This is a genomic window from Janibacter sp. CX7 (genome assembly GCF_024362365.1).
Lineage (GTDB): Bacteria > Actinomycetota > Actinomycetes > Actinomycetales > Dermatophilaceae > Janibacter.
The window spans coordinates 2,271,045-2,284,662 of the sequence record NZ_CP101464.1 but is presented as its reverse complement, the minus strand read 5'-3'; the positions used below and the strand labels follow the sequence as shown (position 1 = coordinate 2,284,662).

The following is a 13,618-nucleotide window of genomic DNA, read 5'->3' as shown; positions in this document are numbered from 1 at the left end:
CGCTGTCCCCGTGCTGACGACCCACGAAACCACCGGGCCCCTGCGATGAGCGGCGGCCTCTTCGCGCTCCTCGACGACATCTCCGTGCTCGCCCGCGCAGCGGCGGCCTCGATCGACGACGTCGCGGCCGCCTCCGGGCGCGCGAGCGTCAAGGCGGCAGGAGTCGTCGTCGACGACACTGCCGTGACCCCGCGCTACGTCGAGGGGCTCGACCCCAAGCGTGAGCTCCCGATCATCAAGCGGATCACCATCGGGTCGCTGCGCAACAAGCTCCTCTTCATCGTCCCGGCGATCCTGCTGCTCAACGCCTTCCTACCGTGGGCGCTGTCGCCGCTGCTCATGCTCGGCGGCACCTACCTGTGCTTCGAGGGAGCCGAGAAGATCTGGGAGAAGGTGTCTGGGCACGGCCACCACGCCGGTGACGAGGAGCAGGTCGGCGACGAGGACGCGATCGTCAAGGGCGCGGTGACGACCGACTTCATCCTCTCCGCCGAGATCATGGTCATCTCGCTCAAGGCCGTGCTCGACGAGGGACTCGACGACTCCTTCTGGTACCTGCTCGCGGTGATGCTCGTCGTCGCCATCGTCATCACGCTCGTCGTCTACGGGACGGTCGGCCTCATCGTGAAGATGGACGACATCGGCCTGGCCCTGTCGAAGCGCGAGTCCGGTCTGTCGCAGACCATCGGCCAGGGCCTGGTCGCCGGCATGCCCAAGCTGCTCACCGTGCTGTCCGTCGTCGGCGTCGCCGCGATGCTCTGGGTCGGTGGCCACATCATCCTCGTCGGCCTCGAGGAGACCGGCTGGCTGCCGCAGCCGTACGAGTTCGTCCACCACCTCGAGGAGCAGGTCCACCACGCGACCGGCGCCCTGGGCGGCGTCCTCGGCTGGCTGACCAACACTGTCGCCTCCGCGATCCTCGGCCTGGTCGTCGGCGCGATCGTCGTCGCGGTCATGCACGTGCTCCCCTTCGGCAAGGACGAAGGGGAGGTCGCCGGGGCCCACTGATGGTCACCACCATCGCTCCCCTCGTGCTCGACGATGCCGCCGTCCTCGGCCGGCTGCACAACGCCCTGTGGCGCTCCACCTACGCGGGTCTGCTGCCCGCTGCGGTCCTTGCCGCGCGGGACGACGCGAGCAACGTGCACCGGTGGCAGGAGCGGGCCCGGGCCCACGAGGAGTCGGGTGTCTCGCGCGAAGGGGGCCGGACCCTGGTCGCGCACGACCGGGCAGGTGCGCCGATCGGCTGGGCCACCGTCGGGCTCCCACGTGATGCGTCGCCCCCCACACCCGTCGAGCTGTGGTCCCTCTACGTCGCTGCGGAGCACCACGGACGAGGCGTCGCCCAGGTGCTCGTGGCAGCGGCCCTCCCGGACGCGCAGGCCGCTCACCTGTGGGTCCTCGTGGGCAACGAGCGGGCCATCTCCTTCTACCGCAAGGTGGGCTTCGCGCCGGACGGCGTGACGCAGCACGACGACACGGTCGGGGCCGACGACCTGCGCATGGTTCGAGGGGTCTGAGCGGCGTGGCGATGGGTCGAAGAAGAAGCGCCCGGAGATGCGGGCGATTCTTCTTCGACCCACCCCGCTGGGCTCCCCGGGGGCCGTCGTCGACGGTCACGCCGCCTACACTGGCGGGTGCCGGCGTGGGTGATACCCCGCGACAGACCCAGAAGGGTCGCGCCGGGTCCGATCCCACACCTGTCACAGGAGTACGCATGTCCTTCGACTACAAGGTCGCCGACCTGGGCCTCGCCGAGGCCGGCCGTCACCAGATCCGCCTCGCCGAGCACGAGATGCCCGGCCTGATGAGCCTGCGCGAGGAGTTCGGTGAGTCGCAGCCGCTCAAGGGCGCGCGCATCGCCGGCTCGCTGCACATGACCGTGCAGACCGCCGTCCTCATCGAGACCCTCACCGCGCTGGGCGCCGAGGTCCGCTGGGCCAGCTGCAACATCTACTCGACGCAGGACGAGGCCGCCGCGGCGATCGTCGTCGGCGCCGGCACCCCCGAGGACCCGAAGGGTGTCCCGGTCTTCGCGTGGAAGGGCGAGAGCCTCGAGGAGTACTGGGACTGCACCGAGCAGATCCTCACCTGGGCCGACGGCGGGCCCAACATGATCCTCGACGACGGTGGCGACGCCACGATGCTCGTCCACAAGGGCAAGGAGTGGGAGGCCGCCGGTCAGGTGCCGCCCACGACCGACGAGGACTCCGAGGAGTTCGGCGTCTTCAAGGCGCTCGTGCGTCGCACCCTCGAGACCGACCCGCAGAAGTGGACCACGGTCGCCGCCGGCATCAAGGGCGTCACCGAGGAGACCACGACCGGCGTGCACCGCCTCTACCAGCTCGCCGAGGCCGGCGAGCTGCTCTTCCCGGCGATCAACGTCAACGACGCGGTCACCAAGAGCAAGTTCGACAACAAGTACGGCACCCGCCACTCCGTCCTCGACGGCCTCAACCGCGCCACCGACGTGCTCGTCGGCGGCAAGGTCGCCGTCGTCGCGGGCTACGGCGACGTCGGCAAGGGCGTCGCCAGCGCGCTCGCCGGCCAGGGAGCCCGCGTCGTCGTCACCGAGGTCGACCCCATCTGCGCGCTGCAGGCCGCGATGGAGGGCTTCGAGGTCACGACGATGGACAAGGCCGCGACCTACGGCGACATCTTCGTCACGACGACCGGCTGCTACGACGTCATCACCGCCGAGCACATGTCGTCGATGAAGAACAAGGCGATCGTGTCCAACATCGGTCACTTCGACAACGAGATCGACATGGCCGGCCTCGCCCGCACCGAGGGCATCACCAAGACCGAGATCAAGCCGCAGGTCCACGAGTGGACCTTCGCCGACGGTCACTCGATCATCGTGCTGTCCGAGGGCCGCCTGATGAACCTCGGCAACGCCACCGGCCACCCGAGCTTCGTCATGTCGAACTCCTTCGCCAACCAGACGATCGCCCAGATCGAGCTCTTCGACAAGGCCGAGGACTACGTCGACGACGACGGCAAGCCGACGGTCACCACGCTGCCCAAGCACCTCGACGAGAAGGTCGCCCGCCTGCACCTCGACGCCCTCGGCGTCGAGCTGACCGAGCTGACCAAGGGTCAGGCCGAGTACCTCGGCGTCGACGTCGCCGGGCCGTACAAGCCGGAGCACTACCGCTACTGACTCTTCGCGGTGAGCCCACCGCTCGCCTGTCGTCGCGCGGTCCGGAGGACCACGGCGGCGCTGGGGAAAAGCCCGGACCCTTGCACTCGCTCGTCCTGAGAGGTGCTGGATCCGGGCTTTTCCTTGAGTCGCGCCGCCATGGTCTCCGGACCTCGCTGCGTCCCCGACGCTTCCCCGGTGGCTGAGGTGCGACGTAGGAGCCTCGGAGCCCCGGCCGCTCAGGGGTGGAGGGAGGCGAGGGCGGCGTCGCTGTCGGCGAGGGCGGCGCGGTCGTGGGTGGAGGCGAAGACGACGAGCTCGTCGGCGCCGGTGCGCTCGACGAGGCCGGTGAGCTGCTCGGCGACGTCCTCGCTCGTGCCGTGGACCGTGGCGGCGAGGTGCTCCTCGACCCGGGCCTGCTGGCGGGCGGTGAGGCGCATCGCCGGCTCGGGACGAAGGGGAGGGAAGGCACCTGTCGTCCGTGACTCCACCATGGCCCAGGCCTCCGGCATCGCCAGCTCGCGGGCCCGCTCGCGGGTGTCGGCGACGAGGACGTCGACGCTGACGAGCACGCTCGGGGCGTCGCCGGGGCGCTGCGGGCGGAAGCCCGCGCGGTAGTCCTCGAGGGGACCGAGGTCGCCGCGCAGGAGGGGGCCACCGACGACCACCGGCAGCCCGAGGCGGGCCGCGACGGTCAGCCCGGAGCCGGTTGCCAGCACCAGGACCGGGGGAGCGGGCACTCCCTTCGGCATGGCCGTGACGGGCGCGGTGCCCGCGAGCAGGGCGGTGAGCTCCTCGAGGGCGCGGGCGAAGTGCTCCGGCCCGTAGTCGTGCACGCCGAGCGCATCGCGCACGGGCGCGGTGAAGCCGAGCGACCGGCCCACGCCGAGGTCGATGCGGCCGGGGTGGAGGGCCGCGAGCATCTTCGCCTGCTCGGCCACGACGATCGGTCGGTGGTTGGGCAGCATGACCCCGGCGGAGCCCACCCGGATCCGCTCGGTGCGGGCCGCGATCGTCGCCATGAGCAGCGGCGGGCTGCCACTGGCGATGCCGGGGACGGCGTGGTGCTCGGCCACCCAGATGCGGCGGTAGCCGAGCTCCTCGGCCCGCCGCGCCCGCGCCACCGTGTCGTGCAGAGCGGTCCCCGCGTCGTCGCCGGCGCGGGTGCGCGAGCGGTCGAGCAGGCTGATCGGGACGGGGAGAGTGCTCACCCGCACGACCTTAGGCAGATGCGTCGTCGTCGGGGTCGGGCGAAGGGAGGAGCTTGAGTCCCACGACGGCCGCGACGATGCCCGCGATGAGCAGTGCCTTGACCGGCGACCAGGGCTCGGCGCCGGTCGCCATCGCCCACACGACGGTGAGGGCGGCGCCGACACCGGTCCAGATGGCATAGCCCGTGCCGATCGGGATCGTGCGCACGGCGAGGGCGAGGCCGCCCATGCTCAGGGCGAGGGCGACGAGGAAGACGATCGTCGGCACGGGGTCGGTGAGGCCTGCGGAGCGGCCCAGAGCGGTCGCCCACACGGCCTCGAGGACGGCACTGACGAGGAGCAGGACCCAGGGCATGTCAGGACACCGCCTTCAGGCCCGCGACGCAGGCGACGAGCAGGACGACGAGGGCGATCCGGCTGCGGGAGGCGACCTCGTCCCCCTTCGCCATGGACCACACGACGGTGAGGCTGGCGCCGATGCCGACCCACACCGCATAGGCCGTGCCGGTCGGGATGGTCGTCATCGCCCAGGCCAGTCCGGCCATGCTGGCGACGAGCGCCGCGGCGAAGAGCAGGGTGGGGCGCAGGCGGGTGAAGCCGTGCGACGCGGACAGGGCTGCCGCCCAGACGGCCTCGAGCATCCCCGAGACGATGAGCACGATCCAGGACATGGGACTCCTCCGATGAGTCCGTCTTGTCGTGGTGCGGGTACGGCTCCCTCGTCCGCAGGCCCCGGACCGGGGCCTCGTCACCCAGCGTAACCGCGGTGTCTCCCGGGTGTCGCACCGTCCCTGTGTGATGATGAGCGGGCAGTTGCACACCCCGTGGGAAGGCAAGACCGTGAAGGGACGTGTCCTCGTCGTCGACGACGACCAGGCGCTGGCGGAGATGCTCGGGATCGTCCTGCGCAAGGAGGGTCTCGACGTGGCGCACGTCGCCGACGGCGCCCGGGCCATCGACGCCTTCCACGAGACGCGACCCGACCTCGTCCTGCTCGACGTCATGCTCCCCGGGATGGACGGCATCGAGATCTGCCGCCGCCTGCGCCAGGAGTCGGGCGTGCCGATCGTCATGCTCACCGCCCGCACCGACACCGTCGACGTCGTCGTCGGCCTCGAGTCGGGTGCCGACGACTACATCGTCAAGCCCTTCAAGCCGCAGGAGCTCATCGCCCGCCTGCGTGCGCGGCTGCGCCGGGGCGACGAGCCGGAGCCGGAGCGCCTGACGATCGGCGACCTGACGATCGACGTCGCAGGCCACTCCGTCAAGCGGGGCGAGCAGGCCCTCGGCCTGACCCCGCTCGAGTTCGACCTGCTCGTCGCCCTCGCCCGCAAGCCGTGGCAGGTCTTCAGCCGTGAGGTCCTCCTCGAGCAGGTGTGGGGCTACCGGCACGCCGGCGACACCCGGCTGGTCAACGTCCACGTCCAGCGCCTCCGCTCGAAGATCGAGCACGACCCCGAGAACCCCCAGATCGTCGTCACCGTCCGCGGCGTCGGCTACAAGGCAGGGCCGTCCTGACGATGACCTCGGCCCTCGAGACCGAGGACGCCGGGGCCCAGGAGTCGGTCAGCGACGGGGCGACCGGCGAGGACGACCGTCCCCGCGAGTGGTGGCTGGTCCGGTGGGTGCGCGCACTCGTCGACCTGTGGCGGCGCTCGCTGCGCTTCCGTGTCGTCACAAGCACCCTCATCCTCGGTCTCGTCGTCGTCTCGATCATCAGCCTGACGATGTACCGCTCGATCGCCGACGGCCTCGTCGACGACCGGATCGACCGCGCCCAGGCGGAGTCGCGCGACCTGACCAACGACGCCCAGTCGCGCTTCAACAGCTATGCCGGGACCCCCGCGGCGCCGGAGCTGTCGGTCTTCGCCAACACGGTCGTCAACACGACGCTCAAGGCGCCGGCTGGTGACGACAGCCGCTACGTCGTCTTCACCCGCAGCCTCGACAACACGACGGACCTGCGCATCCCCAGCGAGGAGTCGGACGACGTCTCGCTCGAGGCGATCCCGAGCTCGCTGCGCCAGTCCGTCTCCGCAGACCCCTCCCGGCAGTCGACGATGACCATCGACCTCGAGCGCGCCCCCCAGGACGGGGTCGGCTCCGAGCTGCCCGGAGCGCAGCCCCGGTCCGACGTCGTGCCGGCGGTCGTCGTCGGGTCGCAGGTCGAGGTGCCGAGCGCCGGGCCCTACGACATCTACCTCATCTACCCGATGGACCAGGAGCAGTCGACGCTCGCGACGATCTCGCGCTCCTTCATCCTGGGTGCGCTCTTCCTCATCGCCCTGGTCTCCGCGATCGCCTACATCGTGACGAGCATGATCGTCACCCCGGTGCGCCGGGCGGCGGCAGCCGCCGAGCGGCTCTCCTCCGGCCACCTCAACGAGCGCATGTCCGCGCGCGGCCACGACGACCTCGCCCTGCTCGGTCAGTCCTTCAACGACATGGCCGACAACCTCCAGACCCAGATCCGCCAGCTCGAGGGCCTCTCCCGGGTTCAGCAGCGCTTCGTCTCCGACGTCTCGCACGAGCTGCGCACCCCGCTGACGACGATCCGCATGGCCGCCGACCTGCTGCACTCCTCGCGCGACGAGATGGACCCGGTCGCCGGGCGCTCCGCGGAGCTCCTCCACGACGAGCTCGACCGCTTCGAGGAGCTGCTCGCCGACCTGCTCGAGATCAGCCGCTACGACGCGGGTGCGGCGGTGCTCGAGCAGGACCCCGTCGACCTCTTCGCCATCGTCGACCGGGTCGTCGACTCGACGGCGTCGATCGCCGACGCCCGGGGGAGCGAGGTCACCGTCCACCAGTCCCCGGGTCAGACGGCCGTCGCCGAGGTCGACGCGCGCCGCATCGAGCGCGTCCTGCGCAACCTCGTGGTCAATGCCATCGAGCACGGCGAGGGCCGCCCCGTCGACATCTGGGTCGACGCCGACGACGAGGCGGCCGCGGTGCTCGTCGAGGACCACGGCGTCGGGCTCAAGGCCGGCGAGGCCTCGCTCGTCTTCAACCGCTTCTGGCGCGCCGACCCGGCCCGGACCCGCACGACCGGCGGGTCCGGCCTCGGCCTCGCCATCGCCCTCGAGGACGCCCGGCTCCACCACGGGTGGCTGCAGGCATGGGGAGAGACCGGTGAGGGATCCCGCTTCCGCCTGACCGTGCCCCGCTCCGCCGGCGGCCCGCTCAGCTCCTCGCCCCTGCCGCTGACCCCCCGGGAGGGGGACCTGCCGGGGAGCTCGCGGTGAGCTCGCGCGGGTGGGAGCCGGACGGTGCGAGCCGTCGCGGCGGCACGTCACGAGGCGGCACGTCACGCGACGTCACCCGGCGCGGCTTCCTCGGCATCGCGGCGGCCGGCGCGCTCGCCGGCTGCGGGCTCGGCTCCGACCCGACGATCCGACCGGGCCTCGCCGTCGACGGTGAGCCGCCCGCGCCGCTCAACCGCATCCCCAACCGCCCCGAGGACGGCGCCACGCCGCAGGAGATCATCCTCGGCTTCCTCCACGCCGGGGCGACGAGCGGCGAGCGGCTCGACATCACCCGCTCCTACCTGACCGACGACATGGCGCGCGGGTGGATCCCCGACAGCAGCACGGTCATCTACGACGACGCCGAGCCCCGCGTGCGCGCGGTCAAGGGGACGCCGCGGCTCTACCGGCTCAAGGTGCACGTCGCGGCGGTCATCGACAGCGAGGGGCGCTACTCGGTCGCGCCGCCCAACCTCTGGCAGACCTTCGAGTTCCGCGTCACCCGGGAGGACGGGCAGTGGCGCATCGACACGCTCGACGAGGGCTTCGGCCGGCTGCTGCAGGAGCAGGAGGTCGGCTACATCTTCCGCGACTTCCCCGTCCACTACCCGGCGATCGGGTGGAACACCCTCGTCGTCGACCAGCGCTGGTTCCCGCAGGACCAGCTCGCCACGCGTCTCGTGCGCGCCCAGCTCGGCCGCGTGCCCGAGTACCTCGAGGACGCGGTCTCGACGGACAACGGCGCGCGCCTCGTCGTCGACGCGGTCCCGGTGCGCGAGGGCGCCGCGCGGGTGGACCTCGACTCGGAGTCGGTCGCCGACGACCAGACGACCCGCAAGCAGCTGGCCGCCCAGCTCGTCGCCACGCTCATGTCGCTGCCGCAGGTGACCGAGGTGGTCATCACCCTCTCGGGCAACCCCCTCGAGCTCGGCATCGACGGGGCGCTCACGTCGCCCGAGCAGCTCGGCTTCGTCGACCGTAGCCAGGGCGAACCGGAGATCCTCGCCCGCGCCGGGACCAAGGTCGTGCGGGTCGGCGACCGGCTCTCGTCGGTGTCGGCGCAGCACATGGAGGCGGCCGCCACGCAGTTCGCGCCCGTGCCCTCGGACGCCCCGAGCATGGGGCTGCGGGCCGACGGCAAGGAGCTCGCGGTGGTCGACCGGCTCGGGCGCGAGCTCGCCCGCTACCGCGACGACGGCACGCACGTCGACGTCGCGCCCTTCGCCGCCGACCTGACCCGTCCCTGCTACGACTACTTCGGTGTCCTGTGGGTCGGCGGCTCCGGCCTCGGCCGCGAGGCCGGCCGTCGCCTGTGGGGGATCAACGCCACGGCCGACACGGACGACGCCACGGCAACGGCGCCCAAGCACGTGCCGACCCCGTGGCTCGGGCGTCGCTACGTGCGGTCCGCGGTCGTCTCCCCGGAGGGCAGTCGGATCGCGGTGATCTCCGAGGAGAGCCCGGGCACGGGCAGCATCCTCGAGGTCGCCGGCGTCGTCCGCCAGGCCAACGGCCTGCCGCTGAAGACCTCGCCCCGGACCTTCCGCATCGGTGCCTCGCTCGTCGAGATGGTCGACGCCGTCTGGGTCGGCGAGAGCACCTTGGCCGTCATCGGTCGACGTGACAAGCAGTCGGTGCTCCAGCCTCACCTCGTGCACGTCGGCGGCGCGGTCGAGGAGATGGCGGAGCGCCCCGGAGCCGTCCGCGTCACGACGACCGGCGACGAGCGCGACGTCGTGCTCATCACGAAGAGCGAGCGCGTCTTCCAGCGCTCCGGCGGACGGTGGCAGGAGCTGTCGGCGCTCACCGGGGTGGCCACCGGCGGGCGGTGAGGTCGCCCCCCTTCGTCCACAGCCCGAAGGGGGTGACCCGCACCGTCCACAGGTGGTCGCCGTGGGGTCCGGTCGGCGATGGCGTCGCCCAGGCTGGCGGCATGACAGGTGGTCTGGCCGGAGCACTCGGGGCGGCACGCGGTCTCGTCCTCTCCCGCACCTGCGCCGGGTGCGGTGCGCCGGACGTCGGCCTGTGCTCGCCCTGCCGGGCCGAGCTCGCCGACCTGGCGCTGGGCGTGCGCGGTCCGGTGGCCCCCTCGCCGGTGCCTCCCGGCTGGCCCGGCTGTCACGCCACCGTGCGCTACGAGGGGGTCGCGACGCGGCTGGCGACGGCCTTCAAGGACGAGGAGCGTCGCGACCTCGCCGGTCCGCTGGGCCGGCTGCTCGCCGACGCGGTCGCCCGCGCTCTGCTCGCCTCCGGCCACGCCCGGGAGCGTCCGGTGCTGCTCGTGCCGGTCCCGTCGTCCGCGGCGGCGGTCCGGCGCCGGGGAGACCGGCCCATGTTGCTGCTGGCCCGCCACGCCGCGCGTCATGTCGGCCCGGCCGTCGAGGTGGCCCCGGTGCTCTCGATGGTGCGACGGACCGCCGACCAGGCCGGTCTGGACCGTCTCGGCCGCCTGGCCAATCTGCGCGGGGCGATGGTCGTGCCCCGCTCGGGCCGGGTCGTCGGACGGCACTGCCTGATCGTCGACGACGTGCTCACCTCCGGCGCGACCCTGTCCGAGGGGCAGCGCGCGCTGTTCTCGGCGGGGGCCGCGACGGTGACGATGGCGGCCGCGATGGTCACCCCGCGCAGGTCGCCGGATGTTCACCTATCTTTCCGTCCGCCCGCGGACTAACGTGTCGTCATGGGTCCCTCGTTCGACCGGCACGGCCGGCGTGACGCAGGGGCCTTCCGCGTCCTCGGGCGGCGGCCCGACGACGACCTCGGCCCGCGACGGGAGGTGGTGCCCCGGCTGTGACGCCCTCGCCAGGCGGTCTACCCAGCACCACCCGACGTCCCCAGGAGGACTCCGTGGAAATTGCCATCACCGGACGCCATGTCAACGTCTCCGATCGACTGCGTGAGTACCTCGACAGCAAGCTGTCGAAGGTCCCGCAGCTCGACCCGCGCGTCCAGCGGATCGAGGTCATGGTGAGTCACGAGCCCAACCCCCGTCAGTCGAAGGTCAGCGAGCGCGTCGAGATCACGTGCCGGTCCAAGGGACCGGTCATCCGCGCCGAGGCCTGCCACGACGACCGGCAGGCCGCCGTCGACCTCGCCGTCGACAAGCTGCTCGAGCGCCTGCGCCGGGCCCACGACAAGCGGCACGTGCTGCGCGGCCGGCGCCGCACGTCCGTCGCGGCCGCGACCGCCGATCTCACCGAACCGCTGGCGACGGACCTCACGAACGAGAGCGGGGCCGAGGAGACCGACCAGTTCGGCACCATCGGCGACAGCCCGGTCGAGGTCCGCGAAAAGGTCCACGAGAGCGCCCCGATGCCGCTCGCCGAGGCCGTGCGCCGCATGGAGCTCGTCGGCCACGACTTCTTCCTCTTCCACGACTCCGACAACGACCGGCCGAGCGTCGTCTACCGCCGACGCGGCTGGTCCTACGGCGTCATCCACCTCGACGTCCAGGACGACGTCAACGGCACCGCCGTCAACGGCACCAGCGTCGGGGAGCCCGTCTCCGTCCGCTGACGCTCCACCGTCGAGCACGACCCGCACGGCCTCCGCGCCGTGCGGGTCGTGCTGTCTGTCGGTGGGGTACGGCAGGCTGGGGTGATGCGCACACTGACGCCGGCTGCGGCCCGACGGATCGCGCTCGCTGCGCAGGGCTTCGGCCGGGCGCGTCCCGAGAGGGCCCCGACGATGCGCGACCTGCAGCGGGTCGTCGACACGGTCGGACTCGTGCAGATCGACAGCGTCAACGTGGTGACCCGCAGCCATTACCTGCCCTTCTTCTCCCGGCTCGGGCCCTACGACCCCGCACTGCTGGACCGGATGCGCGACCGAGCGCCGCGCCGGCTCGTCGAGTACTGGGCCCACGAGGCGAGCCTGCTGCCGCCGAGCACCTGGCCCCTCATGGAGCACCCACGCATGCGCCGGGCGCTCGACGACTCCTGGGGTGGCATCCAGCGCGTGGCGCGCGAGCACCCCGAGCTCGTCGCGGCGGTGCGCGAGGAGGTCGAGGCCGGACGCCCGCGCACCGCCCGCGAGATCGAGGCCGCCCTCGGGCACGAGCGCAGCGGCGACAAGGAGCACTGGGGGTGGAACTGGTCGCTCGTCAAGCACGCCCTCGAGCACCTCTTCTGGGCCGGTGCGATCAGCTCGGCGGGCCGGACCCAGCAGTTCGAGCGTCGTTATGCCGCCCTGGCGCGCGTCGTCCCTCCCCGCGAGGCCACCCCGTGGCTCGACCCGAGCGCCCGACCGTCCGAGGAGGCGGCCTACACCGAGCTGGTGCGCATCTCCGCCCGTGCGACGGGTGTGGCGACCGAGGCCGACCTCGCCGACTACTTCAGGCTCAAGCGAGTCCACGTGCGCCCCGCGATCGAGCGTCTCGTCGCCGCCGGCGAGCTCGAGGCGGTCGAGGTGCGCGGGTGGGGGCAGCCAGCGTGGCTGCACGCCGGCGCGCGACGTCCCCGAGCCGTCGACGCGCGGGCTCTGTTGTCCCCCTTCGACAGCCTCGTCTGGTGCCGACCGCGCGTGGAGCGGATCTTCGACTTCCACTACCGCATCGAGATCTACACGCCCGCGGAGCAGCGGGTCCACGGCTACTACGTGCTGCCCTTCCTCCTCGGCGACGCCCTCGTCGGGCGGGTCGACCTCAAGGCCGACCGCGCCGCCGGCGCCCTGCTCGCCCGGCAGGTCACCTGGGAGCCGGGGCGCGGGGGAGCCGACGACCGACGCGAGCTGGGCGAGGAGCTCGGCCGGATGGCGACCTGGCTGGGGCTGACGCAGGTCGTCGGCGCCTGAGCCGTCCGAGGTCGCGGGTCAGGCCAGCCGCTCCCAGTGGACCGCCGGCCCGACCGATCCGTCGGGGGCGTCCGCAGCGGCCTCACGGCCCCACTCGGTGAAGCCGGCGCCGGCGAGGGCCCGGTTGCTCGCGGTGTTGTCGGCCGCCGTCTCGGCGACCAGCCGTCGCAGCCCGAAGCCGCCGTCGTCGACCGGCCGCAGGGCCAGGTCCGCCGCCAGCCGGGCGGCCCGGCCCGCGACACCGCGCCCACGGGCGCTCGGCCGCACGGAGTAGCCGAGCTCGGCCGTCCCGCCCACGGCGAGGCCGCCGTCGCGGACGAAGACGAGGACCTCGCCGAGCGGCTCGTCGGAGTCGGCGTCGGCGATGCACCAGTTGCTGCCGCGGCCGATCGACATCGACTCTCGGCGGCGCAGCAGCCAGTCGTCGAAGGTCTCGGGGGTCGGCACGGCGCGCGCCGGCAGGTGGTGCGGCGGGTGGTCGTGCGGCTCGGCGATCGCCGTGTCGTCGTCGCGCAGCGGGCGCAGCCGCAGGCCGTCGGCCTCGACGACGGGCGGCACGACCCACGGCTGCCGGGGGCTCAACGCGTCGTCGGGCAGCAGCGAGGCGCACCACGCGTCGGCCGTGCCGTGGCGTACCGGCACCCGCTGGGGGAGGGTGCCGTGGTGGGTGAACCCGCACGAGTGGGCGACCCGCCACGAGGCGAGATTGCCGCGGGCGGCGTACCAGTAGAGGCTCGGCGCGCCGTGCTCGAAGGCCCACCGGGCGCCCAGCCGCAGCGCGGCCGACATGATGCCCCGCCCACGGGCCGCGGGGTGCAGGGCGAAACCGACCTCCCACGGCAGCTCCGCCCGTTCGCCGGGCCGCAGGTCGAGGACCCCGGCGCAGGGCGGGCCGGCAGCGTCGTCGACCGGCTCGATGGCCCAGTAGCGCCGACCACGGGCTCTCGCCCAGCCCGCGGCGTGCTCCTCGAGGAAGGAGCGCGCGTCCGCGAGCCCGTAGGGCTGCGGGACCGTGGTCCAGCGGGCGCTCTCGGCATCACCGCACATCTCCACGACGAAGGGGAGGTCCGCTGCGGTCATCGCGCGCAGCCGCGCGGTGGAGTCCTCGAGCACCGGCACGATGCCGGGGAAGACGCCGTGCGGAACCTCGTCGGCGGGGTGCTCGTTCACCGGGTCAGAGTGCCCGGTCCGTGATCGGGCCCGCAAACGATTAGCCTGTGGGCAGACTG

The 13,618-nt window shown here is 72.6% G+C and carries 13 protein-coding genes and 1 riboswitch; of the genes, 9 read left to right on the top strand and 4 right to left on the bottom strand.

Annotated elements, in window-relative coordinates:
- Positions 1-45 precede the first annotated feature (45 nt).
- The 3 genes from NMQ01_RS11245 (at position 46) to ahcY (ending at position 3,163) form a co-directional block, all read left to right on the top strand.
- On the top strand, positions 46-1,008 hold the full coding sequence (locus NMQ01_RS11245) for a DUF808 domain-containing protein (RefSeq protein ID WP_255184016.1): 963 nt from the start codon (positions 46-48) through the stop codon (positions 1,006-1,008).
- Entirely contained in the window at positions 1,008-1,520 is a 513-nt protein-coding gene (locus NMQ01_RS11240) for a GNAT family N-acetyltransferase (protein WP_255184015.1), read from the top strand. Before NMQ01_RS11245 ends, NMQ01_RS11240 begins: the two co-directional genes overlap by 1 nt.
- 197 nt (positions 1,521-1,717) lie before the next feature.
- Positions 1,718-3,163, top strand: coding sequence for an adenosylhomocysteinase (gene ahcY / locus NMQ01_RS11235; RefSeq protein WP_255184014.1), 1,446 nt, complete (start codon positions 1,718-1,720; stop codon positions 3,161-3,163).
- A gap of 218 nt (positions 3,164-3,381) precedes the next feature.
- On the opposite strand, the gene NMQ01_RS11230 is transcribed toward ahcY, so the two are convergent.
- Genes NMQ01_RS11230 through NMQ01_RS11220 form a run of 3 tightly spaced genes read right to left on the bottom strand, consistent with a single transcriptional unit; the run spans position 3,382 to position 5,024 of the window.
- Positions 3,382-4,353, bottom strand: a complete 972-nt coding sequence (locus NMQ01_RS11230) for an MsnO8 family LLM class oxidoreductase (RefSeq protein WP_255184013.1) — start codon at positions 4,351-4,353, stop codon at positions 3,382-3,384.
- 10 nt (positions 4,354-4,363) lie between these two features.
- Positions 4,364-4,708: a multidrug efflux SMR transporter gene (locus NMQ01_RS11225; protein ID WP_255184012.1), complete on the bottom strand. Its 345-nt coding sequence runs from the start codon at positions 4,706-4,708 to the stop codon at positions 4,364-4,366.
- Between the two features lies 1 nt (position 4,709).
- A complete protein-coding gene (locus NMQ01_RS11220) occupies positions 4,710-5,024 on the bottom strand; it encodes a multidrug efflux SMR transporter (protein WP_255184011.1) in 315 nt (104 codons plus the stop codon).
- An 11-nt stretch (positions 5,025-5,035) separates the two neighbouring features.
- A riboswitch (guanidine-III (ykkC-III) riboswitch) is annotated at positions 5,036-5,102 on the bottom strand.
- A gap of 91 nt (positions 5,103-5,193) precedes the next feature.
- Between NMQ01_RS11220 and mtrA the strand changes: the two genes are divergently transcribed.
- From mtrA to NMQ01_RS11190, 6 genes are all read left to right on the top strand, one after another.
- Entirely contained in the window at positions 5,194-5,871 is a 678-nt protein-coding gene (mtrA, locus tag NMQ01_RS11215) for an MtrAB system response regulator MtrA (RefSeq protein WP_369694811.1), read from the top strand.
- 2 nt (positions 5,872-5,873) lie between these two features.
- A complete protein-coding gene (mtrB, locus tag NMQ01_RS11210) occupies positions 5,874-7,598 on the top strand; it encodes an MtrAB system histidine kinase MtrB (protein WP_255184009.1) in 1,725 nt (574 codons plus the stop codon).
- Positions 7,595-9,430, top strand: a complete 1,836-nt coding sequence (locus NMQ01_RS11205; RefSeq protein ID WP_255184008.1) for a GerMN domain-containing protein — start codon at positions 7,595-7,597, stop codon at positions 9,428-9,430. The genes mtrB and NMQ01_RS11205 overlap by 4 nt, the downstream gene beginning before the upstream one ends.
- A 101-nt stretch (positions 9,431-9,531) precedes the next feature.
- Positions 9,532-10,269 carry a ComF family protein gene (locus tag NMQ01_RS11200; protein ID WP_255184007.1) on the top strand — a complete coding sequence of 246 codons (738 nt, stop codon included), beginning with the start codon at positions 9,532-9,534 and terminating at the stop codon, positions 10,267-10,269.
- 176 nt (positions 10,270-10,445) lie between these two features.
- Complete coding sequence (raiA, locus tag NMQ01_RS11195) at positions 10,446-11,114, top strand: ribosome hibernation-promoting factor, HPF/YfiA family (protein WP_255184006.1); 669 nt, start codon at positions 10,446-10,448, stop codon at positions 11,112-11,114.
- Positions 11,115-11,198: 84 nt separating this feature from the next.
- A complete protein-coding gene (locus NMQ01_RS11190; protein WP_255184005.1) occupies positions 11,199-12,389 on the top strand; it encodes a winged helix-turn-helix domain-containing protein in 1,191 nt (396 codons plus the stop codon).
- Between the two features lie 18 nt (positions 12,390-12,407).
- Here NMQ01_RS11190 and NMQ01_RS11185 read toward each other — a convergent pair whose 3' ends face one another.
- A complete protein-coding gene (locus NMQ01_RS11185) occupies positions 12,408-13,559 on the bottom strand; it encodes a GNAT family N-acetyltransferase (RefSeq protein WP_255184004.1) in 1,152 nt (383 codons plus the stop codon).
- Between the last annotated feature and the right edge of the window lie 59 nt (positions 13,560-13,618).

What these genes read in the sequence shown, in the direction of transcription:
- ahcY (WP_255184014.1), top strand. Translation starts at nt 1,718, where the DNA reads ATGTCCTTCGACTACAAGGTCGCCGACCTGGGCCTCGCCGAGGCCGGC.
- NMQ01_RS11220 (WP_255184011.1), bottom strand. Translation starts at nt 5,024, where the DNA reads ATGTCCTGGATCGTGCTCATCGTCTCGGGGATGCTCGAGGCCGTCTGG.
- mtrB (WP_255184009.1), top strand. Translation starts at nt 5,874, where the DNA reads ATGACCTCGGCCCTCGAGACCGAGGACGCCGGGGCCCAGGAGTCGGTC.
- NMQ01_RS11240 (WP_255184015.1), top strand. Translation starts at nt 1,008, where the DNA reads ATGGTCACCACCATCGCTCCCCTCGTGCTCGACGATGCCGCCGTCCTC.
- NMQ01_RS11245 (WP_255184016.1), top strand. Translation starts at nt 46, where the DNA reads ATGAGCGGCGGCCTCTTCGCGCTCCTCGACGACATCTCCGTGCTCGCC.
- NMQ01_RS11225 (WP_255184012.1), bottom strand. Translation starts at nt 4,708, where the DNA reads ATGCCCTGGGTCCTGCTCCTCGTCAGTGCCGTCCTCGAGGCCGTGTGG.
- NMQ01_RS11190 (WP_255184005.1), top strand. Translation starts at nt 11,199, where the DNA reads ATGCGCACACTGACGCCGGCTGCGGCCCGACGGATCGCGCTCGCTGCG.
- NMQ01_RS11200 (WP_255184007.1), top strand. Translation starts at nt 9,532, where the DNA reads ATGACAGGTGGTCTGGCCGGAGCACTCGGGGCGGCACGCGGTCTCGTC.